The organism is Desulfobacca acetoxidans DSM 11109, from assembly GCF_000195295.1.
In the GTDB taxonomy this organism is placed as follows: domain Bacteria; phylum Desulfobacterota; class Desulfobaccia; order Desulfobaccales; family Desulfobaccaceae; genus Desulfobacca; species Desulfobacca acetoxidans.
The window spans coordinates 1,244,971-1,268,010 of the sequence record NC_015388.1; the positions used below are offsets into that span (position 1 = coordinate 1,244,971).

Annotated in this window: 20 protein-coding genes and 3 tRNA genes; 19 read left to right on the forward strand and 4 right to left on the reverse strand. The window is 51.9% G+C overall.

The annotated features are described in order from the left end of the window. Positions 1 to 390 precede the first annotated feature (390 nt). The 8 genes from DESAC_RS05325 (at position 391) to DESAC_RS05360 (ending at position 5,396) form a co-directional block, all read left to right on the forward strand. Positions 391 to 711 (forward strand): hypothetical protein, encoded by a 321-nt coding sequence (locus tag DESAC_RS05325; RefSeq protein ID WP_013706051.1) that lies wholly within the window; start codon positions 391 to 393, stop codon positions 709 to 711. 690 nt (positions 712 to 1,401) lie between these two features. After that, complete coding sequence (locus DESAC_RS05330) at positions 1,402 to 2,136, forward strand: ABC transporter ATP-binding protein (protein ID WP_013706052.1); 735 nt, start codon at positions 1,402 to 1,404, stop codon at positions 2,134 to 2,136. After that, on the forward strand, positions 2,115 to 3,335 hold the full coding sequence (locus DESAC_RS05335; protein WP_013706053.1) for a SufB/SufD family protein: 1,221 nt from the start codon (positions 2,115 to 2,117) through the stop codon (positions 3,333 to 3,335). Before DESAC_RS05330 ends, DESAC_RS05335 begins: the two co-directional genes overlap by 22 nt. Before the next feature lie 167 nt (positions 3,336 to 3,502). Further along, positions 3,503 to 3,955: a MerR family transcriptional regulator gene (locus tag DESAC_RS05340; protein WP_013706054.1), complete on the forward strand. Its 453-nt coding sequence runs from the start codon at positions 3,503 to 3,505 to the stop codon at positions 3,953 to 3,955. A 26-nt stretch (positions 3,956 to 3,981) separates the two neighbouring features. Continuing rightward, positions 3,982 to 4,506, forward strand: a complete 525-nt coding sequence (gene mobB / locus DESAC_RS05345) for a molybdopterin-guanine dinucleotide biosynthesis protein B (protein WP_083800319.1) — start codon at positions 3,982 to 3,984, stop codon at positions 4,504 to 4,506. Next, entirely contained in the window at positions 4,479 to 5,111 is a 633-nt protein-coding gene (gene mobA, locus DESAC_RS05350; RefSeq protein WP_013706056.1) for a molybdenum cofactor guanylyltransferase, read from the forward strand. Before mobB ends, mobA begins: the two co-directional genes overlap by 28 nt. 85 nt (positions 5,112 to 5,196) lie before the next feature. After that, positions 5,197 to 5,282 (forward strand) — tRNA-Ser (locus tag DESAC_RS05355). Between the two features lie 21 nt (positions 5,283 to 5,303). After that, positions 5,304 to 5,396, forward strand: a tRNA-Ser gene (locus tag DESAC_RS05360). Between the two features lie 14 nt (positions 5,397 to 5,410). Here DESAC_RS05360 and DESAC_RS05365 read toward each other — a convergent pair. Next, entirely contained in the window at positions 5,411 to 5,737 is a 327-nt protein-coding gene (locus tag DESAC_RS05365; RefSeq protein WP_013706057.1) for a carboxymuconolactone decarboxylase family protein, read from the reverse strand. Between the two features lie 229 nt (positions 5,738 to 5,966). Between DESAC_RS05365 and DESAC_RS05370 the strand changes: the two genes are divergently transcribed. The 3 genes from DESAC_RS05370 to DESAC_RS15095 all read left to right on the forward strand — a co-directional run bounded on the left by DESAC_RS05370 (position 5,967) and on the right by DESAC_RS15095 (position 9,405). Further along, positions 5,967 to 7,022, forward strand: coding sequence for a uroporphyrinogen decarboxylase/cobalamine-independent methonine synthase family protein (locus DESAC_RS05370; protein WP_013706058.1), 1,056 nt, complete (start codon positions 5,967 to 5,969; stop codon positions 7,020 to 7,022). A 199-nt stretch (positions 7,023 to 7,221) separates the two neighbouring features. Next, entirely contained in the window at positions 7,222 to 7,626 is a 405-nt protein-coding gene (locus DESAC_RS05375; protein ID WP_013706059.1) for a CBS domain-containing protein, read from the forward strand. Positions 7,627 to 8,232: 606 nt separating this feature from the next. Next, on the forward strand, positions 8,233 to 9,405 hold the full coding sequence (locus tag DESAC_RS15095) for a lytic transglycosylase domain-containing protein (RefSeq protein WP_013706060.1): 1,173 nt from the start codon (positions 8,233 to 8,235) through the stop codon (positions 9,403 to 9,405). A gap of 96 nt (positions 9,406 to 9,501) precedes the next feature. Here the strand turns inward: DESAC_RS15095 and DESAC_RS05385 are convergent, their stop codons facing one another. Then, positions 9,502 to 12,096 carry a mechanosensitive ion channel domain-containing protein gene (locus tag DESAC_RS05385; protein WP_013706061.1) on the reverse strand — a complete coding sequence of 865 codons (2,595 nt, stop codon included), beginning with the start codon at positions 12,094 to 12,096 and terminating at the stop codon, positions 9,502 to 9,504. 328 nt (positions 12,097 to 12,424) lie between these two features. Here DESAC_RS05385 and mgtE point away from each other — a divergent pair, with 328 nt between their 5' ends. Then, the gene (mgtE, locus tag DESAC_RS05390; RefSeq protein WP_013706062.1) at positions 12,425 to 13,765 is read left to right on the forward strand and encodes a magnesium transporter; all 1,341 of its coding nucleotides are present in this window, start codon (positions 12,425 to 12,427) and stop codon (positions 13,763 to 13,765) included. Here mgtE and DESAC_RS05395 read toward each other — a convergent pair. Next, positions 13,758 to 14,702 (reverse strand): hypothetical protein, encoded by a 945-nt coding sequence (locus tag DESAC_RS05395; protein WP_041283820.1) that lies wholly within the window; start codon positions 14,700 to 14,702, stop codon positions 13,758 to 13,760. The two genes, mgtE and DESAC_RS05395, sit on opposite strands and share 8 nt — an antisense overlap. A 44-nt stretch (positions 14,703 to 14,746) precedes the next feature. Then, positions 14,747 to 15,190 (reverse strand): universal stress protein, encoded by a 444-nt coding sequence (locus DESAC_RS05400; RefSeq protein ID WP_013706064.1) that lies wholly within the window; start codon positions 15,188 to 15,190, stop codon positions 14,747 to 14,749. Positions 15,191 to 16,930: 1,740 nt separating this feature from the next. Here DESAC_RS05400 and DESAC_RS05405 point away from each other — a divergent pair. The 7 genes from DESAC_RS05405 to DESAC_RS05435 all read left to right on the forward strand — a co-directional run bounded on the left by DESAC_RS05405 (position 16,931) and on the right by DESAC_RS05435 (position 23,037). After that, positions 16,931 to 17,200, forward strand: a complete 270-nt coding sequence (locus DESAC_RS05405; RefSeq protein ID WP_013706065.1) for a hypothetical protein — start codon at positions 16,931 to 16,933, stop codon at positions 17,198 to 17,200. A 62-nt stretch (positions 17,201 to 17,262) separates the two neighbouring features. Beyond that, on the forward strand, positions 17,263 to 19,575 hold the full coding sequence (locus tag DESAC_RS05410; RefSeq protein WP_013706066.1) for a cysteine synthase: 2,313 nt from the start codon (positions 17,263 to 17,265) through the stop codon (positions 19,573 to 19,575). 345 nt (positions 19,576 to 19,920) lie between these two features. After that, positions 19,921 to 20,008 (forward strand) — tRNA-Leu (locus DESAC_RS05415). Between the two features lie 348 nt (positions 20,009 to 20,356). Continuing rightward, a complete protein-coding gene (cbiM, locus tag DESAC_RS05420) occupies positions 20,357 to 20,962 on the forward strand; it encodes a cobalt transporter CbiM (RefSeq protein WP_013706067.1) in 606 nt (201 codons plus the stop codon). Further along, entirely contained in the window at positions 20,955 to 21,593 is a 639-nt protein-coding gene (locus DESAC_RS05425; RefSeq protein WP_013706068.1) for a NikL family nickel/cobalt ECF transporter subunit, read from the forward strand. Before cbiM ends, DESAC_RS05425 begins: the two co-directional genes overlap by 8 nt. Further along, positions 21,590 to 22,369 (forward strand): cobalt ECF transporter T component CbiQ, encoded by a 780-nt coding sequence (cbiQ, locus tag DESAC_RS05430; protein WP_013706069.1) that lies wholly within the window; start codon positions 21,590 to 21,592, stop codon positions 22,367 to 22,369. The genes DESAC_RS05425 and cbiQ overlap by 4 nt, the downstream gene beginning before the upstream one ends. Further along, the gene (locus DESAC_RS05435; RefSeq protein ID WP_013706070.1) at positions 22,369 to 23,037 is read left to right on the forward strand and encodes an energy-coupling factor ABC transporter ATP-binding protein; all 669 of its coding nucleotides are present in this window, start codon (positions 22,369 to 22,371) and stop codon (positions 23,035 to 23,037) included. Before cbiQ ends, DESAC_RS05435 begins: the two co-directional genes overlap by 1 nt. The last annotated feature ends 3 nt before the right edge of the window (positions 23,038 to 23,040 follow it).

Here is a 23,040-nt window from a genome sequence, read left to right on the forward strand (position 1 = left end):
TACCTCGCTTGATTCAGTAAATTCTGGCATTCGAGGAATAGTGGGGATGTTGCACCGCGTTTTTAGCGGCTGCCTATCTTTTTGCAACGGCCTTAATATAGCTATTGACTTTCACATCTCATTGCGTGTATAGTTTTCGCGTAAAAGAATAAGACGTTGGAGGGGATGGGGCTTCGTTACCGTATTGCCGCAGGAATGATAAGCTTTCATCTCCTATGAAGTCCGGCCTAGTAAATCAATTCCTATCGAAGAAATTGTTACTCTTTATTGACTTTCCCTGAGAGGCTGTATATAGTTGCCTTAGGATAGGATTTTTCTAACAATATGGTCTGAGGTTGTAGTAATCGGCTGAGAAACCTAATTTTTGGGCAGGAAAAAGGAGGAAAGGGTATGCGGTCAAAATTGGTTATGATGTTGGTATTGGCAGTGGCTATCGGCCTGACGGCCACCCCCGCCTTAGCGCAGGGCAAACTGCTGTGTGTTTCGAACAAAGAACTGAAAGGTGAACAGTCCGTAGCCCAATGTGTGGCCAAAGGCGATCGGTTTGCGGTAGTGGATCAGTATGGTTTGGTGCGGATTCTGAGTCCGGAAGAAGTCGAACTTACCAAGGCCTTCAACCCCAAAGCTTTGGAGACTCGTGCCTTCGGTATGAGGTATGAAAAACTGGCGCCCACGTTACCTGGATTAGCAGTTCCGGAGCGGGCGAATTAAAGGGGTTAATAGGGCCAGCATGGTTGTCTAGCCCTGCTGGAGGGGGAGAAGCAGATACTGCTACGACCTAGACCAGCCCTGAAGCGAACTGCAGCCCCCAAAGTTTTGACTTTGGGGGCTCATTTTATCTTTATCGATCCGCTCTCAGGAAACGAGAGTTTGATGCCCCGATTTTTGGTAAGAGATGATGATATGCGTCTCTAATGGGAAGCTTCGAAATGTTTCTTCTTACAAATTAATCTCAAAGCTAATAACCGGAATTAGAAACTATAGTTGTGAGACTGTATCATCTGACCATCGGAAACAGGTCTGAGGTCCGCCTCCAACAACTGATTGCATCATATTCCCCTTGAGAGTTTAGGAATATATCTCCTCTATACCATAAGGCACGAGTCTTACTATGCAGCTGCGCTTTCCATCTCGCAATTAATTCTATAATTCCGTTAGTGACTCGCATTACCAAGAAAATACAGTTTCCGGTTTCCGGTGGTTGGTTGAAAAATTAAGTTTTGTCCGGGCTAGAAGGCCTTTCCGATAGGGTGAGGGCAGAATTAGGGTTATTTTCCTGGCCGCGAGTGATTTATAAATGATGACAATACATATGAGCAGGCGTTTCAGCGGGCTTGGCTCAAACCGAAGGTTATCGGTCTCAAGGGAGTATCATACCTAAAGGCGCCAGAGGAGTAGAGGATGTTTCAGATTGAAGACCTATGGGTGAGCATTGAAGGCAAAGAGGTGTTAAAAGGCATCAACCTGAAGGTTGAACCGGGTGAAACGCATGCCCTCTTTGGGAAGAATGGCTCTGGTAAGACCACGTTGTTGATGACTATTATGGGTTTTTCTCACTACAAGGTAGGTCAGGGTCGGATTCTCTTTCAAGGGCAGGACATTACGGCACTGCCGACCTATGAACGGGCAAAGTTGGGTATAGGTATGGCGTTCCAGCGTCCCCCGACCATCCGAGGGGTCAAGACCAAGGATATCTTTCGGGTTTGCGCCGGTGGCCGCATCTCGGTGGAGGCATTAGCCTTCGAATATGGTTTTGAAAGCTTTATGGATCGGGAGATCAACTATGGTTTTTCCGGGGGCGAGATCAAAAAATCCGAATTGTTGCAATTGGTGGCGCAAGACCCCAAATTGGTCTTGTTAGACGAACCAGAATCCGGGGTTGATCTGGAAAATTTGCAGCTTATCGGTCAGATCATCCGGCGTCTACTGGAAAAAGACCTGCGTCGGGTGGATCGCACCAAATCCGGCCTGATTATTACTCATACCGGCCATATCTTGACGTATCTGAATGCCGACGTCGGCCACGTTATGGCTGATGGCCAAGTCGCCTGCCAGGGTCACCCTATGGATATCTTGGATCACGTGAAAAAATCGGGCTATGAGGAGTGTGTACGATGTCTTTGTCCCCAGTTTTAAAAGAGACCGCAGCAAAAAGCCGGGATAAGAAAGCTTCTTTCGGTCAGGACCTGGATCTCAGCCAGTTCAAGCGCCAGACCAAGGAATGGTCCTATGATCCCGGTTATCAGAGTTTCGATGATCAGGAGAGAGAACACCTTTTAAGGGCGGGTATTGAACTGACAGACGTCGATCATGCCGGAACGTTTCTGCAAGCCGATCGTTCTATCATGCACTGTAAAACCAGCCAGCCGGGTTTGGAAATTCTTCCCATCAAAGACGCATTGCAGAAATATGACGGCCTGAAAGAATACTACTGGCAGTTGGTGGCCGTTGATGCCGATAAATACACTGCCGCGGCCGAATTGGCTTTGGACAACGGTTATTTTATCCGGGCGCTGCCGGGAGCCCGCATCAGCCAACCCGTAGAGGCCTGTTTGTATATCCGGACGGAGGGTGCAGCTCAACACGTTCATAACATTGTGGTAGCTGAGCCCGGATCGCACCTCCATATCATCACCGGCTGCACTACTCATCCAGGGGTGACTTCCGGTCTGCACCTGGGCATTTCGGAATTTTTTGTCAAAAAAGGGGCACATTTGACATTTACCATGGTCCATAATTGGGCCGAAAACATCCATGTGCGGCCGCGCTCTGCCATTATAGTGGAAGAGGGTGGAGTATATATTTCGAACTATATCGTGCTCAAACCGGTGAAATCGGTTCAGATGTACCCCACTGCCCGACTCATAGGGGAAGGCGCCGTGGCGCGGATGAATTCGGTAGTAGTGGGCCATCCCGGTACGGAATTGGATCTGGGCGGGCGGGTCTTTTTAGAGGCCCCCAATACCAAAGCCGAAGTTATTGCCCGGACGGTAACCACCGGGGGTACGGTCATTTCTCGTGGGCATCTCATCGGCAAGGTTCCTCAGGTCAAGGCGCATCTGGAATGTCGGGGATTGATCCTGGCCCCCAAAGGCATTATCTATGCCGTCCCGGAATTGACCGGGGAGGTGGCCGGGGTAGAGATGTCACATGAGGCCGCTGTTGGCCGTATTGCCCAGGAGGAGATCGAATATCTTATGGCCCGCGGTCTGACCGAAGAAGAAGCCGCTTCAACCATTGTGCGGGGGTTTCTCAACGTGGAGATCGAGGGTTTGCCGCAGGCGTTAAGGGACGATATCGAACGCACCATCCAGGAGACGGAGAAGGGATTGTAGCTCTTTGTAGCCCCAGATCGGCGACTCCATAAAAGGGCGGGGGCGGTTACCTCCCGCCCTTTGCTTTTCCGCCGTCCTATTTAGTTCTTGCGGCATTTTCCTGGCTGTGCTATAAATTACCAAAATTCTCCAATAATTATCTCTAATCAGATAGCCCTCAGGTATCCATGCGTCGGGGAACATATCAGCGCAAACGCTTAACGGATGACAAGCTCTACCTCATCAACGAGGTTTCACGCATAGTAAATCTTTCTCAAAAGCGCATCCGGGAATACGAAAAAGAGGGATTTATTAAACCCATCCGGGAAAGCAGCACCAATAACCGCCTCTACTCCGAATTTGACATCGCCCAGATCCAGCGGCTCAACACTCTCATCCACGAGAGCGGTTTCACCGTGGCCGGTCTGAAAAGCCTGTTAGTCTTGGCACCCTGCTGGAATATCTTTGATTGTCAGGTAAAAGAACAGTGTGCCGCCTACCAGCTCCCCTGGCGACCATGCTACGAAGTGCGGGAATATCGCGAAACAGCCTGTAATGGTCCGTGTGAACGCTGTGCCGTATTCCTTAACCGCAACATTCCCAAGGAAAAAGTCTTGGTGCAACACCCCTTCGAACCGTGACCGAATCACCTGAATATTATGGTAATATGGATTGTTCGGGCGGCCTATCCCGCCTCAAGGCAGTGGCCGTGGTAGGCCCTTCCAATTGCGGCAAGACCGAATTAATCTGCCGACTCCTGAAACTTTATAATCAACAGGGGCTTCGAGTGGCGGCGGTGAAGCACAGCCACAAAGCCATAGAGGTTGACCGCGCGGGCAAAGACACCTGGCGATTCCGTCAGGCTGGAGCTCAAGCCGTAGCGCTGGCTACCAGGGGTATGTTGCAGATAACTCAGGTATGCAGGGATGATCCCCCGGTAGCGACAGTATTGGCGGCGCTGCCCTCCGACCTGGATTTTGTCCTGATAGAAGGCTATAAGAGCAGCCTTCTGCCCAAGCTGGTGTTTCTTCCTTCTGAGGAGATACTATCTTACCTGCCGGAATATAGCAGCATCATTGCTTTTATCAGCGGTGTGGTCGTGGACACCCCTCTGCCGCTATTCTCTCGGGAGCAGGTCCCGGAGATCGGCGCCTTCATTCTTCGATGGCTGAACCTCAAGTGGCCGGTGTGATCCTGGCGGGCGGGCGCAGCCGCCGTTTGGGTCAGGATAAGGTAAGATTAGAGTTGGCCGGACGGCCTCTGGGGCGTTGGGTCTGGGAGGTCTTGTCGCCATTGGCATCGGAGTGTTGGTTGGTAAGCAATCGGCCCCTGGAACACCTCAGCCTGGGACTTCCCCTCCTGATCGATCTTCTCCCGGGGCGAGGCGCCTTGGGGGGATTGCTGAGTGGCATGTTGGTGGCCCAGGGCGATCTTATCATGTTGAGCGCCTGCGATATGCCTTTTTTACAGCCGTCTCTGCTCAGGGCGATGCTGCTCTACGCCCGGCAGGGAAGCCCGGAGGTGGTGGTCTGTCGTTCCAGCCGGGGGTTGGAGCCGCTGCCAGGCGTATTCAGCCGCCGCCTCCTATTGCGGCTGGAGCACCGGGTTGAAAGGGGAGAATTACGGCTCCGGACCTTTCTAGACGCCTGTCGTACCAGGGTCTTATCAGCCGCAGAAGTGGCTTCTCACGACCCTGCCGGACTCTCGTTTTTTAACCTGAACACTCCCCAGGATCTGTTGCGGGCAAGGGCACTGGCCTCTTGTTTAGATCAACCAGACGCATCTCTGCTGCTTTGATCCTGCCAGAAGCGCCTTTTTTCTACCTTCTGTGGCCGGTAAGACGGTTGACAGGAGGAAGCGAAAATGGTTAAAATTGCACCATGGAGGGATGGCCGAGTGGTTTAAGGCGGCGGTCTTGAAAACCGCTGACCGAAAGGTCCGTGGGTTCGAATCCTACTCCCTCCGCCAGCGTTCCCGAGCTAAGAACCCGGAGAGATGACCGAGTCGGCCGAAGGTGCTCGCCTGCTAAGCGAGTGTGGGGGGAAACCTCCACCGAGGGTTCGAATCCCTCTCTCTCCGCCACCTTTTCTTTCGACTTACGCCTTCTTTTGTTCGATGCCTTCGTAGGCCCAACTCAAGGCCGCCGACACTGTCGGGAAACCGATAGTGCTGGTCAGTAGCAATATGGCATGGTAGATCTCGTCCGGAGTGGCGCCGGCCTGCAAGGCTCGCCGGACATGACTGTGCACCGCACCTTCCGAGCGGTTAGCCGCGGCTGCGGCCAATTGGATCAATTGCACCGTTTTTTCCGGGAGCGGTCCGGCTTGGCGCACCGCCTCTCCCAGATTTTCCAGGGCCTCGATGATACTGCCGTGTTTTTCTTTAATGTGAGTATACCAGGGTGGAAATTTGCCTTCGGACATGACGAACGTCCTCCTGTTTTCAAGAGCTTAAGATTAGAAAGCCGAGACCCCTTGAGGGCTTTGGCCCACTATCTAATATTACCATATCTTTCTTGCTCCGGTCAAAGATAAGGTTTATCGCCAGTGCCTTCCCCGGCTAGATAAGCTATTTGTGTGGGATATTGACAAGCGGGGGGAAAAATACTAATGTTGGATAAACATACCGGCGAGGTCTGTTAGGAGAGGCAATATGCAGGTTTTACCGCCATTAGCTGCCACCGGCATCGGTTCGACGCCTTTTTGGGATAGCCACGCGGCGGCAAGGTTGATTTTGGAAAATCTTACGGAAATGCCCTTTTGGCCGCAGCTGCCGCAGAAAGGGTTTCTGGAGGACATGGTTCCCCAGGGGGCGGGAGGTTTACCGCTGATGCAGTTAGATTCCGAGCAGCGCCTGGTGCGGTTGGATGAAAGGGCTGATCGGGAAGAGGGCCTCACTGATTTTTATGAGGCCGTACTGCAGCTAGATTTGGACAGATTCGGCCTGTCGCCGGATGAGGCCTCGGGATTCTACGCCCTGTTAGAGGAATTGCCAGCCAGCGGCGGGGGTGGTCCGGAGTATGTTAAAGGCCAGATAGTGGGCCCGATAACCTTCGCCACGATCGTCAAAGGAGCAGACGGCAAGGCTATTCTCTTTGATCAGGAACTGACTCAGGCGGTTACCCAGGGGCTGGCTCTCAAAGCGGCCTGGCAAGCTGCTAAGATCAGAGAGACCGGACGCTGGGCGATTATCTTTTTTGACGAACCCTCTCTGAGCGGTTTCGGTTCTGCCTTTATGCCGATTTCCCGGGAGGAGGTCATCCGACTGCTCACCGAAACCATCACTAGTGCGAGGCAGGCCGGTCTGATCTACTGCGGTATCCATTGCTGCGGTAATACGGATTGGTCGATGCTGTTGGAAACCCCCGTTGACATCCTCAGTTTCGATTCTTATGAGTATTTTGGCACCTTGAAGCTCTACGCCAAGGTTCTTAAGGACTTTTTGGCCCGGGGCGGCTATCTGGCGTGGGGTCTGGTGCCAACCAGTCCCACGGCGCCGATCGAGACCGAAGCGGCCTTGTGGCAGAGGTTTGAGTCCCAGATTCGGGAGTTGGCCGACCTTGGGATGGATGAAAGACTTGTCCTGTCTCAGAGCCTGCTCACCCCGGCCTGTGGTTTAGGCTATCTAAGCCCGGAGCAGGCACGTACTGCAATTGTCACGTTAGCGTCGCTCAGCCAGCGGGGCAAGACCTGGCTGGCCTCCCTTTGACGTTTGTGAAAAACTAGCATATAGGGGACAGGTAGTCGGGCTGGAGTATTATATATACCAAGCAAATAAATTTCGAGTTCCTAGTTAAGCAGTATCCATCCGTAAAGTCCTTTGTCCCCTCGCCCTGCTTGCGGAGGGTGAGGGGTGATCGATTGCGCTTAACCGATGGTAAGGCCCCCATCAAATGAGGGGAATGAGGATGAAAGTCAAAGAAATCATGGTACGGGATGTGGCAACTTTGGATGCCGGCGATGAACTTAGTCTCGCTAATGATATCATGAAATTGGGGCGTATAAGACATCTGCCGGTGCTGGACGGTCAAAAACTGGCTGGCATCGTTTCGGAAAGAGACCTCTTTCGGAGCTCACTGGCGCAAGCGCTCGGCCATGAACCGGACAAAGCCCGGAACGTCATGAAGTCCATCCGGATTGAGCAGATCATGGTTACAGATGTAATATCGATTTCTCCCGAGGCCGATATCAAAGAAGCAGTACGGCTGATGTTGAAACACAAAATCGGGTGTCTCCCGGTGGTGCAAGAAGACAGGCTGATCGGCCTGCTCACCGAAACCGACATCATGCGGCTATTTCTGAAAGAAGAGTAGCCGTCTCCCCGGAGAATCTGGCTTAATTAGTTACCTGCCTATTACTTGCCGCTTCAGTAAATCCTTTACCCCGAAGGAAATTATAGGAACCGGCGGACTCTGGTTCCCTAGATGGTTTGGCGGGGGAAAAAATGCCCCTCCGAAAAATAGTGTCTTGTCATCAGTTCATTCAGGGTGTTTGAGAGCTTAGGCAGACTTAGTTAAATATTTTGAACAATAAATAATGAATGATAACAGAGTCATGCCTAATTATGAACGAGAGATCGTTTCAGAGTCTAAACATTGCCTTTTATCGGATCATGGGTTGTTTAACAATAATATCATTAATATTAAGAAGTTATTCAAATCAGAGCCAGAGCCGCCTTGTGGTCTGATTGTTGCATAAGTTAATCGGCAGAGGTTTTTCGTTCATTGATACTAATTTGATGTCAAATAAAGAGTAATTGAAAAACTATCGGTGGCACAGGCGTCCCGCCTGTGCAATAGTGAACAAGCCGAAAGCCTGTTCCACCTTATCTGATCGACCTTTAAGTCATCTGTTCTAAACTCTAACTTTGAGGTTAAATTAGTCTGAGAGATAATAGTGTGCTCTATAAGGAGTTCTTAGTGCCGCTGGCCCAACGCGTTCCCCTCACCGGTATTATCTGGTCAATCTGGTTGATTTTTTGCATCGCCTGTTTTGTCGTGCTTCTCCTGCCACTGGACAATGCGGCGGAAAGACGTAATTCGGCAGAGGAAGTTGCGGTTCTGGAACAACCGCCGTCCGAGAAACCGGACGGTGATCTCGAAAAAAACGATGGCTACTGTCGGGTTGGCAAGTCTGGCAAAGGCTCGCTCCAACGGCCTTTGAGGTTATTGGCCAGTCAGCGGCCGGGTCTGCTCTATGCTCCGGATATCAACGCCGCGGCCATTACTGTAAACGACCGCGGTCAAGTGGTGGTAGCAGAAAAGCAGCCGGAGGAAGCGGCAATGGTGGCGGCACAATCCGACCCGCCAACGCTGGCGCCGGATCCAGCCCCGGTGGAGCAGGAAATCGAAGCCAAAAAGCGGGAGCTCTGGGATGAAGAGGCTTTTCAGGCCATGCTTGGCCGCTACGAAGTCGAGATGAAACGCCAGGACTTTTCCCGCCGGGCCGAGCAGTTGCCTAAAAACTGGCTGAGCGAGCTGATAAAAAAATACTCCCGGCTTCACATGGTGGATTCGAAGCTGGTCTGGGCGGTGATGCGCCACGAATCAGGTTTCAACCCCCGAGCCGTGTCTCCTAAAGGAGCCATGGGTCTGATGCAGCTCATTCCCAGCACCGCCGCCCTTATGGGGGTGAGCGATCCTTTCGATGTGGAGCAGAATATCAACGGTGGGGTTAGATATTTGAAGATCTGTTTGACCAAATTCAACAACAACGTCATCTGGGCCTTGGCGGCCTACAACGCCGGGCCGGATAATGTTGTTAAATACCAGGGGTGCCCGCCGTTTGCTGAAACCCGGACCTATGTCCTGAGGGTAATGCGGGATTATACCGGCCATTCGACCTACCTGCCGTTGCCGCTCCTAGCCGCAGCCAGGTTGGGAGAGCAGCCGGAGACAACCGAGGCGGCTCCCGAACAATCCGGTCTTGATTGGAATGTCCCCAAGGCAAAGTTCAAGATCGGCGGTCCCAAATGGCTCACTCCCCCTCGTCCAACCATCATTCTGGCTCGAATCCCCGCCGCCGTGCGCCAGAATCCGGAAGTGGTCCGCCTCTTGGCCAAACACAATGGTCAACCGAAGTATTTGCCCTAATCAGGTGAACCTCCAATATCAGTGCTGAGTGCTGAGTAAATACAAAGACCGTAAGGCGGGGAAGCGAAGCGCATCCCGCCTTTTGTTTTTTGTCGCTTATTGATTACGGTTTACTGTCTCCAAAGGAGTTCGGAAACGGAGATCCCGTTGCGGGAAAGGGATCTCGATGCCGTGGGCGTTAAAGGCGTCGAAGATGGCGGCATTGAGTTCATGGGTAGCAGGAATCCGATCCTCCGGAGCACGGACGAAGACCCAGATATTAAAGTCTAAGGAACTGTCCCCATACGCATTGAAATAAACCTGAGGCGGCGGGTCCAGGAGGACGCGTTCATTTGCCCGGCAGACCTGGTCAATTATCCTGGTAACTTCGTGGACGTTTGAGTTGTAGCCGACGCCGACTTTGAGGGCGAGCCGGTTTGGTCCCCGGCCGTAAAACGTCCAATTGAGTATCTTACCCGAGATGAGGTCTGAGTTAGGGATGATCAGCACATAGCGTTCGAAGGTCTCAAAGATGGTGCTGCGCACCCGGATGGCCTTGACGGTGCCCCACTGGCCGTCTATTACTAACATATCTCCCACCTTGATAGGGCGCTCGAAGAGAAGAATCAGGCCGCTGATGAAATTATTGGCGATATTTTGCAGACCGAAGCCGATCCCAACCCCCAGACCGCCAACGATGATGGCCAGGTTGGAAAAATTGATGCCTAAAAATCCGAGGGCGAAGATGATTCCCAGGGCCATGACGGTATAATTGACAGAGCTGGAAATGGCGCTCTGGACGCCGATGTCCCAACCCTGCCGATGATACAGGCGCCTCTCCAAAATATGGCGGCTCATCCTGGATAGCTTTCTGGCGAAAAAGATGCTGAGTCCGGCCAACAGCAGGGCCAGAGGTGAGAGGGTTACCGGTCCCAGGGTTGGACCATGGGAGAGCAGCCCCAGCATATTACGCAAGTAGGCAGCATCCGCCCCCCAGGTAAAAAGGATGGCGGCGGTAGTCAGGAGAGAGATGGTTAACTGAAAAGTGTATTGCAGCAACGTGTGGATGGTATCTAAATTCTCGGCTCGGAAGCCGAATTTCACCGCCAATAGTCCGTCTCGCGGATGAGTCAGATAGGTGTTCAGATCGACCCCCATCCGGATAACAAACCAACCGGCGAGGCAGAGCAGGGTAGTGGCGACCGCCGCCCCGGAGAGAAATAAGGCCAGGTTTTGGAAGCCCAACAAGTCGATGATGACAATGGCGCTCAGCAACAGCAGCATCCCCAAACGTACTGCCTTCAATATACCGACCTGCCAGGGTCCGGCAGGCAGACCGGCGCCGGCCAGCAGATTCTCCAGATGAGGCCTCTTGAGCAGCCTGGCAAACCAAAAAAGCAGGAAAAGCAGACCTAAGAAAAGGGCAAAATTAGAGCCTGGTGTCTTATAGGCCAGCAGATTTAAACTCAAGAGCGCGTAATAACCGACGATCAAAAGGCTTAAGGTCAGCGTTAGAGTGCGGTAGTAATAACGGGCAGTAGGCTCATCAAGCATGATGACGCCCTTATCCGGAAGACCGGGTTGAAACACCTCCTGGAGGAAATGGGCCTGAAGGAGCAGGGTGGTAATGACCACTAGGCCGAGCAGCATGACCTTGGCAAGCGGGTGGGCCAAGAGATCGAGGGTCCAGAAAAAAAGCGTCAGCCAGATGGTGAGAGCCAATAGCTGAGAGGTGCGGGCCAGAGCGTTGATCAGCGCCATGATCAGTTTAAGACTGAAGGTAGCTGCTCCGGCGGCCAGCTTTTGGCGGAGGTCGCGACTGGCCCGTCGCAGAACGATGGCGCCGTAGATTAGCAGGCCTAGAAGTAATAGCAGGCCTAACGATTGACTCTGATAGGTCTTTAGCATCTTGGTGAAAGCACCCGATTGGAGCTTTGCCCATAGCCAGGCGTATAACCGCTGCGGCAGAGAAAGGGATTCGGTTAATAGGCCTTTGATCTGCGTGAAGATGTCGGAGAGCTCCCGGCGCTCCAGGAGTTGGGTCTTAAACTTTTGATCTATGAATGTCTGCAGCTTCGAAGTGATTTCTGTCAGGGAGTTCGACTGTTGCTGAAGCAGTTCTAACTGGGCGGTTAAGGTTTTTTTCAGGTCCTCCAACAGATTTACAGCAGATTCAGCCAGTTTTAAATTTTTCTGATTCCGGAGTTCCACGGTCCGGTGTTCTTTGGTTTTCGGTTTGGTTTTGGCTAACTGAATCAAATGCTCTTGAAACTTGTTTTTGGCCTGAGTCAATTCCTCCTGAATTTTGGTAAGCTCCTCGAGGTTGTGCGTCAATGCCTGTACGTTCTCAATTTTCTTTTGGAGCAGGTCATTATAATGTTGCTGTAAGTTCCTGGCATGCTCTAAAGTAATGGTATCGACTGTCAGAGCGGCAGTGTGGGTGGAGATAGCGTTAGCCAACTCGGCGGTTTCCCCCTGGGTCTGGCGTAGCTCGTTCTGGATCTGAGCCAATTGCTCTTTAAACTTGGCAGCCTTTTCTTGTAATTCATATGCGATATCGGGAAGGATTTTTTCTTGCGCCGGAATGCGCGCCGGCGGCGGGGAGGAAGTTTGAGCCCACCCGCTTGAGGTCAGACAGAGCGATAGACAGAGCATGAGGATGCCTGATCTAAGCTGAAACCGAGCATTGTTAAGTTCCTGGGTATAGTTCATAAGGACTCCTTGTCTTACCCCGCCTTTTCCCTCCAAGTCTTTCGTCAGAGGGATGAAAGCAACAATTTACCGATCTTGCACGTATCGGCAAAGCTCGGGAAACATTCCCAGAGGCGAATGTCTCCAAGACCTTTCCGGGAGCCGGCAAAGCGAACGCGATCGCACCCACCTTTCACAAGAGGCTAGAACCGGCAAAAATCAGGAAATCGTTTTTTCTGAATTATTATGTTATAAAAAGCGAGCCGAAAATAATAGATAAACGACTTTTAGATTCGATCAAAACAATTATATCATAAGAAGATAAAATTAACCTGGATTAGGTGACTGTATGGAAACCCTGGCGGATACCCTGCAGGAATTATTAGCGGCGCAGCATTGGGATGAATTGAAGACCTTCTTAAGTCAGAAAAATCCCATAGATTTGGCCGGTGTCCTGCCTTCCCTACCGGCCACCGAGTGTGCCTTGTGCTTCCGTTTGCTGGAAAAACCCAAGGCCGTGGAGGTATTTGAAAGCCTCGAAATAGATGACCAGCAAACATTGTTGGCCGGTTTTCGGGATGAACAGGTGCGGGACTTGGTGGAACATATGTCGCCAGATGATCGGGCTTATCTCTTGGATGAACTGCCAGCCAGGGTAGCCAAGCGTCTGTTGCGGATGCTTAGTCCATCCGAACGGCAGGCCACCTCACTGCTTCTGGGCTATAAGGAAAACACCGCAGGAAGGATCATGACCCCGGAATACATCTCCTTGAAAACGTATCTCCGGGTGAGTGAATCGCTGCATAAGATCAGAAAAATAGGATTAGATAAAGAGACCGTCTACTACTGTTATGTCATTGATGAGCAAAGGAAACTGTTGGGCATGATCTCTTTGAAAGACCTGGTGTTGGCCGACCCGGAGGGGAGAATCGGTGATCTGATGCACCGGGAGGTGGTTGCCGTCCATACCGATGATGACCAGGAAGTTGTGGCCCATGCGATGAAAAAATATGACCTGCTGGCTATCCCGGTGGTGGACCGGGAAGACCGGCTGGTGGGGATCGTTACTCATGATGACGTCATGGATATCTTAGAAGAAGAGGCTACCGAGGACATCTACCGCCTGGGGGCCGTGGCGGCGCCGGAGCAGAGTTATTTTAAGGCAAAAATCTTTACCGTGGCGACGCATCGCGTCGGCTGGCTGTTGGTGCTGCTTTTGACCAACACTCTTACCGGTTCCATTATTATGGATCAGAATACTCTGCTTCAATCAGTGGTTGCCCTGGCAGCCTTCGTGCCGTTGTTAATCGGCAGCGGCGGCAATATCGGTTCGCAGACCTCTACCGTCATGGTGCGTGGTTTGGCGTTGCAGGAGGTAACGTTTAGTAATGCCTTTCTGATGCTGCTGCGGGAGGTGGGCATCGGTTTGATCCTGGGTTCTCTTCTCGGTGCTATGGTGGTCATCTGGGCCTATTGGCTGCAAGGAGACTGGCTGGTAGCATTAGTGGTGGGATGTAGTCTGGTGGTCATCTCCACCATAGCCACCTTTTTTGGTGGTCTGTTACCGCTCATCTTTGTTCGCATAGGCATCGACCCGGCGGTGGTGTCGGCCCCTTTCATCTCTACCATGGTGGATGTCTTAGGGGTGTTCACCTATTTTCAGATCGCCAGGTTGATTATTTTCAGATAAGCAGAAAGTGCTCTAATTCCTTTAAGGCGACCGGAGGCGTGGCCCGCTTCAGTCGGGGGTAGAGGCGTTCGCAGTCTTCGTAGGCCAGGCGGCGCACGAGCTGATTGAGATGCAGTTCTTCGTCTAAATGTGGGGTAGGGGAGTCGCTAGCGGGAATCTCTTCTTTAGACAATACCTTGATATAAATCAAGCTCTGAGCGGCCAGGAGTTTTTCTCTTTCCGGGGTCAGCGGCCGCCGAAAAAGGTGGTGGATGGTAAGGATGTCGCCAGGTCCGAAGACCAAAGGATGTGGGGAGCGGCAGCGGGCTGCCTCCTTCAATAAAAAGACCGACCTGACTTTTCCGGTGCCATTGAGCCGACGATACAATTCGCCGGGCAGGGCTAGATGCAGGTAGCCGGCTTCAACATAAATTGTCTCGAAATGTCCCGCCAGGCCAGTTAAAGCTTGGGCACGCAGGGCGTCCCGGAGCCGGAAACGGGCTGCATCCTGCCGGGCAAACCGTTGTACCGATTCCACCACCTGGGAAAAAGGCGCCAACAGCGATACCTGATAAAATTTCAGCAGGGCGGCGGAGGCCTCCCGCTCCATCTGATACACCTCTTTCAATTCCGATCTGGCCATGACCTCTGCCGGAGTGGCGTCCTGGGCAAATAGGTCATGAATCTGCACCAGCCTCTCCAGGTACGGTTCAATCTGCCGGATCGCCCTTTTTTGATGCCAGATTTCCTGGAGGATGGCTAATTGCTGACGTCCGAACTCCGGAAACTCGGCCTCCATTTCCCAAAGATATTCTTCGACGTCCACTTCCCCGCTCAGCACCGCCGTCAGGATGGGAGAGGGGGGCTCCTCCAAGACAATGGCCTGGTGCTGCGTCATTTCCCGATGTGCGAAAGGCAGGGATTCCAACCGATGGGTAGAGAAGCCGATGGTGAACAAAGATGGCCCCGACCCGGGGTCTGTCCTTTGATGACGATCAGGCATCAGTCCATCGGAGAGATGGAAAAGACCGGACAGATGGCGCTCCTGATAACCCTGTCGCAGACGCTGCCGAAGATGCTTTTTTGCAGCCCGCTACGGCCGCGGGTCCCCATGATGATGAGATCAATTTCTTCCTGGCGGGCAAGATCGATGATCTGATCGGCGGGATCGCCGACCAAGACGCAGACCTCCACCCGTTCCACTCCTTCGAGACGGTCGGCCAAGGCCTTAATGTGGTGGGCTGCACCCTGCTGAACTTCGTACTGCAGGCTCCGTATATCAGTATGGGGGACAAAAAAAGAAGTTATGGAGGAGACATCGGGAGTAACCGTGGCGATATACAGGGTGGCGTTAAATTTTCTAGTCATGGTTACGACGTAGGGAATAAATGAGTTAACCGATTCGCTCAGGTCCACCGGGAAAAGAATTTTTTCGATAACGATCACGAGCTCCAACCTCCGAAGAATGAAAAAGATTGCCTCAAAGCACTACAGCAGCCGCTGATATGGTAATAGATGCCGAGCTTATTAGAGTATAACGGATACCTGGCCGCTTTGCTGCGAATAAACGGCGCCTGCCCCCCCTTAGACCGATGCGTCTTAAAAATCAGCTTTTTATTGTATGGACAAATCTTGTATAAAAACAGTGAGCAGTGAGCCGTGAGCCGTGAGCAGCAAAAACATTATTGTGAGCAGCCGCCACGATTCTGTTTTTATGCTTCGTTGTGTTCGGCAGAACATGTGGACTTATATAAAAACAGTGAGCCGTAAGCCGTGAGCCGTGAGCAGCAAAAACATTATTGTGAGCAGCCGCCACGATTCTGTTTTTATGCTTCGTTGTGTTCGGCAGAACATGTGGACTTATATAAAAACAGTGAGCCGTGAGCCGTGAGCCGTGAGCAGCAAAAACATTATTGTGAGCAGCCGCCACGATTCTGTTTTTATGCTTCGTTGTGTTCGGGAGAACATGTGCACTTGTATAAAAACAGTGAGCAGTGAGCCGTGAGCCGTGAGCAGCAAAAACATTATTGTGAGCAGCCGCCACGATTCTGTTTTCATGCTTCGTTGTGTTCGGCAGAACATGTGCACTTATATGAAAGAAGGTGGTGCAGGCTTTGCAGCCGGCATACCGATGCACAGGCCAGGAGGCCTATGCCACCAATTATTCTTTCCTGCTTCGTTGGGTTCCTCAGAACATGAGGATTTGTATGTGGTTCTAACCTATCAGAGACGTCAAGGTTTATGCCTCTGTTTTAGTAAATTTTCAGTGCGAATGAACGCTAAAATAAATATTAATCACCGTTTTACCTAAAGTCACGATCCCGGCCGGAGATTTGCGGGGAATTTTTTCAATATTTGAAAGACAGTTACTCAATATCAAGGAACAACTTAGCAAGGTTAGGGCGCGCCCAAGACTGATCGGGGAGATTCATTAGGTTGCTCACCGGAGGATTCTACCAAAGGAGGGGGGGCCGGTTGCCCGGCCCCTATTCGTGGGATGATATGGAGGTTAAAACCTGCCAAAAAATATTTGGTGGTTTGATGATAAGCAATCTCAATGTTACCGGTATCTTACTAAACTTCCTGCCTCAATGGCAGACTTTCGCACTCCTGCTGCCCACCACAAATTGTTTTAGAAACAGGACATAGTCTGTTTTTTTGGGGCTGATCATCTCTTCTACATATTATTAAAGCAAATAATATACCAAGAGAATCAAAGAAAATATATTATGATAAATCAATGTATTACAATTTCAGCAGCTAGGGATAAGCGCAGAAGATGTTTTAATTGTAAAACATTGAGTTCAAATATTTTTACTACCCGTTTGATTTATATAAAGAAGTTTTGAACTATTTGTTATTAAAGGAATATTATTTTTTGGGGGAATGTCGATCATGATTATGCAGTTCATACTTTGAAACCGGATGATTTTCTTCGCCTAAATATTTAGGAGTCTATTGTTTCATAGTTTAACCACGGACTTAATCTGTGAGCTTTCTTCTCCGATTTATCGGTTCAGGGGGCCGCGGCAATTTGCAAATATCCTTTAAATATGATAATTTCCAATCTTAAAATGAGGTCTGGTAGGCTAGAGCACCTCCTTCGATCCGTTGTTGCTTCTCACAGGCAATCTGATCGGTTTGGTGTTATGGTGCTCTGAATATTTTCACCGGAAAGGAACACATATGCCCGAAAATGATGTGTCTCCGGCTGTCCTGGAGCTCTCAGAGCGGCTTCGTGCCATCGTCAATGATATCCTAAACATGTTCAATCAACACAATATCTCTCCGTCGGAAGCGGGCACAGTGGTTTTGGCCCTAATACATCGGCTCATGGGGGTATTGCAAGTAAACCAGGAGGAGCAGCGCGCCTTCGTGGCTGCAATAATCGAGGTGGTCAACCAGCACCTTTTAGGCATGCTGGAAAGCAACTCTACTCCCGCCTGTCAGTCCTGAGGTATGGTATTGATGTTGAACGGGGTCAGAACAACCTTTCTTCGGTGGTTTAGGGGAATGCGGTGGTGAGGGGCTGCTACCAGAATATCTTGGAACTCATCGGGGATACCCCCCTGGTGCGATTGAACCGCCTGAACACCAATCCGCGGGTGCAGGTTTACGTCAAGTTAGAATACTTTAATCCGGGTGGGTCCATTAAGGATCGTGTAGCGTGGGAGATGCTGCGCGACGCCGAAGCCAGAGGTGATCTCACACCCGGTAAAACGGTTATCGAGGCCACCAGCGGCAATACCGGTATCGGTCTGGCCATGGTCTGCGCCGTCAGGGGTTTCCCCTGTCTTTTGGCTATGTCCGAATCGGCGAGCGAGGAGCGGAAGCTCATCCTCAAAGCCCTCGGAGCCCAGATCCTGCTGACTCCGGCGTCCCTCGGAACTGATGGCGCTATCGAGGAGGTCTATCGGCTGGCCCGGGAGTTCCCCGATAAATATTATCTGCCGGATCAATTTAACAATCCCAGTAATCCCATGGCCCACTACCATGGAACGGCGCAGGAAATTTATGATCAGACCGAAGGCCGGGTCACGATGGTGGTGGCTACTTTAGGGACCTCCGGTACGCTCATGGGGCTTTATCGGCGGCTCAAGGAACTTAATCAGGCCATCCAGATCATCGGCGTCGAGCCCTACCCCAAACATAAGCTGCAAGGCTTGAAGAATATGAAGGAATCGTACAAGCCTGGAATCTTTGATAAGACCAAGGCCGATCTGATCATTAATGTGGATGATGAGGAGGCCTTTGAGACCGCCCGTCGGCTGGCCCGGGAAGAAGGACTGTTCTTAGGCATGAGTTCCGGCGCCGCCGTCGCCATTGCCTTAAAAATGGCCCAGAAGCTCGACCAGGGTCTGATTGTGGCCATTGCCCCGGATAGTGGCGAACGATATCTGTCCACCCCGTTGTTTGCGGAAAAAGCCAGGCCGACCTTATGTTTTTTTAACACCGAGGGGCGGAGCAAGCAGGCCTTTCTGCCTCAACACTTGGGCCAGGCGAGTATTTACACTGATGGCCCCACCATGGACGGCTATCTGACCCTGACGGACGCCCGGCGGCTGATGGTAGCGGATTTACTCAGACGGTATTTGGAGTATCGGGGCTATCAGGTGAAACAGGTCGTCAACCTCACTGATCTGGATGACCGCACCATCCGGGGTGCGGTAGCTGCCGGTCTGCCCTTGAACGCCTTCACCCAACAGTATATAGATGAGTTTTTTGCCGATATCGATGCCTTGCGGCTGAAGCGGGCTGAGGTCTACCCTAAAGCCACGGATCACATCGATGATATGGTGGCCCTGGTCAAGCGCCTGCTGGAAAAGGGCTATGCTTATGAAAAACTGCGCTCGGTATATTTCGATATCTCCCGTTTCAGAGGCTACGGGAAACTCTCGCATGTCAACCTGGAAAAGATCCGCTTGGGGAAGACGGTGGATCTGGATGACTACGAGAAGGACAATCCTTGCGATTTCACGCTGCTGAAACGGGCGAAGCTGGGGGAGCTGAAACTGGGTTTGTACTATCCCACGGAATGGGGGAACGTGCGCCCCGGGTGGCATCTCGAATGCGCCGCCATGGCCCTGAAACACCTGGGTGAGTCCTTTGATATTGTTACCGGCGGCTCAAATCTGATTTTCCCACATCATGAAAACGTCATCGCTATCTGTGAAGCCGTTTCCGGTAAACCTTTAGCACGATATTGGCTGCATAATGAATCAGTGTTGGGGGTCATGGCCGCTGCGGAGGAAAGCGAGGGGCCGACGACAGTGCGCCGCCTTTTTCAGACCGGGGTCTGGGGGGTGGACCTCAGATTCTTGCTGCTGGCTACCCACTACCGCAAAACCTTGCACCTGTCAAACGAGGCTTTGGATGCCGCCCGCCGGTCCCGTCGGCGGCTGGACCTTTTTCTGGAGCGCCTCAACCGGGTGAACGGCGGGAAGCCGGAAGGAGATTTGCCGGAGCGGCTGGCCAGGCTGGAAAGTGAATTCACCGCGGCTTTGGATGACGACTTGAATATCGCCGGAGCCCTGGCAGCACTCTTCAATTTTCAACGGGAAATCAATATCTGGATGGATCGGGGGCGGCTGGCCGAGGCCGAGGCGGAGGCTATTATTGATCAGTTCCGGCAGTTTGACCGGGTGTTGGGGGTGATGAATTTTCCCACCCCGGCCCCGACGGATGCGGCCATCGAAGAGAAACTGCGGGAGCGGGAAGAGGCTCGTGGGCGGCAGGATTTCGCTCGGGCCGATGAAATTCGCCAGGAATTGGCGGTCCTGGGCATCGAAGTGCTGGACACCCCCACCGGACCGGCCTGGCGGCGGCGCTGAAGATTCCCGCCGGTGGTTTCAGCTCCGCGTCCCCTTTAGCTTTTTTAGGGAGTGATATTCTTTCTTTTAGATTTTTCACTCCGCTTCGCCCCGTACAGAATGACAATCTTGACTCAACAGTATTGGGGATAGGGGTGGTAGATATGTTGGCCCGCTTAAGGTTTCGGCATGACAGGCCCGGCTGACATTTAGAATCTTTCCTTTATGAGCGCGAAACGTGCGAAAACCTAACCGGATACTGTTCAGCCGATTTAAGCGAGGAGATAAAATAATCCCTGAAGCAGCAGATTTTACTTTCCCGATAAGGCGGAATATATTAGAATAACATATCAACTTCCCATGAGTGCCGGAGTGGTGGAATCGGTAGACGCAGGGGACTCAAAATCCCCCGGGCTTTATGCCTGTGCGAGTTCGAGTCTCGCCTCCGGCACCAATAATATCAAATAGCTTGATGGGGTTCAGGTGTATCAGCCTGAGCCCTTTTTTCTTGCTGTGTGAGAGTCTGGGGGAGACTTTAAAAGTACAAAATACCTGTGAAATATGACATATTTTTTCATTTCCTCAGAGGCTCGAAGAGTTACGTTTGGTGCAATGGCAGAAAAAATCTATAGCAATCTTGACATTTTTACCTTTCGGTGATAATAAAAAGATTAATTCGGGAGTGAACCCAGACTTTTTTTAATAAGAGAAGCCACGAAGGCTTGCGTCCATCAAGGGACCGGTTTTCGTGGTTTTTTTTATGTTCATTCCCAAAATTCATATACCAGATCGGAAGGGAACAGTGCATATTTCCGAAGGAGTGTTGAGTCCAGCGGTCTTGGCCGGGGGTGCCGCCTTGGCGGTTATAGGAACCGCCATCGGCCTGAAAAAAATGGACTATGAGGCCATCCCCCGAGTGGCCATCCTTTCTGCCGGTTTTTTTGTGGCTACCCTCATTCACGTTCCGGTAGGGCCGGTAGGGGAGCACCTGGTTCTCAATGGTCTTATGGGACTGTTGCTGGGCTGGATGGCCGTTCCCGCCATCCTTATTGCCCTGTTTTTACAGGCCCTGCTTTTTCAGTTCGGGGGACTGACGGCGTTGGGGGTAAATACCGTGACCATGGCGGCGCCGGCGGTTATCTGTTTTTATCTATTCCGGCCTTGGTTGCGCCGAGAGAGTTACGCTGCGGCCATAGGGGCTTTTGCCTGTGGCGCCACTGCTATTCTGTTGAGCGGGTTGCTGGTGGCCGCCGCTTTGATCTCCACCGGCAAGGCATTTCTCGAAGTGGCCGAATTGGTCCTCATCGCCCATATCCCTATCATGATTATTGAGGGAGTCATCACGCTGTTCATATTCCAGTTTATTAAAAAAGTTCGGCCTGAAATGTTGGAGGGAGTATATGCCTAAATTATCATGGAGTAGATATCTGCCGGCTTATTGGATACAGGGAGTCGTTTTGATTCTGACTATCGGGGTCTTTCCCTCCAACGCCCTGGCCCACCGGGTGTTGATTTACGCCTATGCCGAGGGTGATACCATATACACGGAAAGCAAGTTTGTTCCCGACTCGCCGGTCCGCCAGGGCAAGATTCTGGTCATGGATAAAAAGACGGGCAGTACTCTGTTGACGGGTCAAACAGATGACGAGGGAAAATTCGCCTTTAAGATTCCTGTCGAAGCCGTAGCGGAAAAGTTGGATTTGGGGATCGTGGTGGATGCGGGCATGGGGCATCGGGGAGAATGGCTGCTCAAGGCCGACAGTTATCTTGCCGGAGCTCAACCAGCCGCCGCACCCAAGCCAACACCTGCGGATGTTTCGACAGCGCCAGGGACTAAAGCCGGTCCGGTGGATCCCCAGGTATTGGAAGCCTTGCTGAACAGAGCCCTGGAGCGCCAACTTGGCCCCATCAACGAAAAGCTTACCGAATTGACTATCCATCGGACTACGCCGACGGATATCATCGGCGGCATCGGCTATATCCTGGGCATCTTTGGTCTGGCGGCCTATTTTTTAAGTAAAAAGAAGCCTAAACCATGAGTCCTATTCAGGAGTCGTTTTCAGAAGGCGCTTCTCTGGCGCACCGCCTGGACCCACGCGGCAAGATTGTCGTGGCCGCCCTCTTTGCGGTATTACTAGCGGTTTCGCAAAGTTATGTTGCGACCCTGGGGGGCTTGGGACTGGCTCTGATCTGGCTGGCCCTGGCGCGGCTGCCGCTGAAACAAGTGGCAGGCCGGTTATTGCTCGTGAATACCTTTATTATTTTTCTGTGGATTATCTTGCCTGTTACCTATCCGGGAGAGCCGCTGGGGCAGATCGGACCGCTGACCGTCAGCCGCCAGGGTTTGATTTTTACCGGTTTGATCACTTTGAAATCCAATGCCATTATCATCGGCCTGATTGCCCTGATCGCTACGGTGCCGATCGTCACTCTGGGACAGGCCATGCATAACCTGCGGCTCCCCGAAAAGCTGTGCCATCTATTGTTGTTTACCTACCGCTATCTCTATGTTTTTGAGCAGGAATTTCACCGGCTGGTCCAGGCCATGAAAGTCCGGGGTTTTCAGCCGCGCACCAATCTTCATACCTATCGCAGCTACGCCTATCTGGCCGCCATGCTGCTGGTGCGCAGTTATGACCGGGCCGACCGCGTGTTTCAAGCCATGCTGTGCCGGGGCTTCCACGGGGTCTTTTATAGTCTGCGAAGCTTTTCCTGGCACCGCCGTGATGTGGTTTTCGTGACCGTTTCCCTCCTGGCCCTGGTAGCAGTCCTTTTTCTGGAGTGGCGAACCCCCCATGATGCGGTGAGGATCTGATGACCGAACCATTGATTCAAGCGCACAATCTATCGTTCACCTATCCCGGCGCTCCCAAGCCGGTTCTCCATAATTTCGACTTTCAGCTCCTGCCCGGCAAGAAGTTAGGGCTCGTCGGTCCTAATGGCAGTGGCAAGACCACTCTGTTATCTCTGATTATGGGACTGTTGCGCCCCCAGGCGGGTAGTATCTTTATCTTCGGTCAGGAAATGAAAAAAGAAAAAGATTTCATCGAGGTCCGACAAAAAGTAGGATTGCTCTTTCAAAATGCCGATGACCAGCTCTTCTGCCCCACTGTCCTGGAGGATGTGGCCTTCGGTCCTCTGAATCAGGGAAAAACCCCGGCTGAAGCCATTGAGATTGCCCGAAATACCATGGCGAACCTGGGACTGGCTGGCTTCGAAGACCGGGTAACCTATAAACTATCGGGCGGCGAAAAGAAGCTGGTCTCTTTGGCCACCGTGCTGGCCATGCAACCTCAGGTCCTCCTTTTGGATGAACCCACTGCCGGATTGGATGAGGATACGAAGCACCGCCTTATCCACATTCTGCAAGATCTGACCATTCCCTTCGTCATCGTCTCTCACGAGAACGATTTCTTGCATCATACGGTGAAGGAATGCTGCCATGTGCACGCCACTTTCTGTGAAATCATACCAATAAATTAAGGG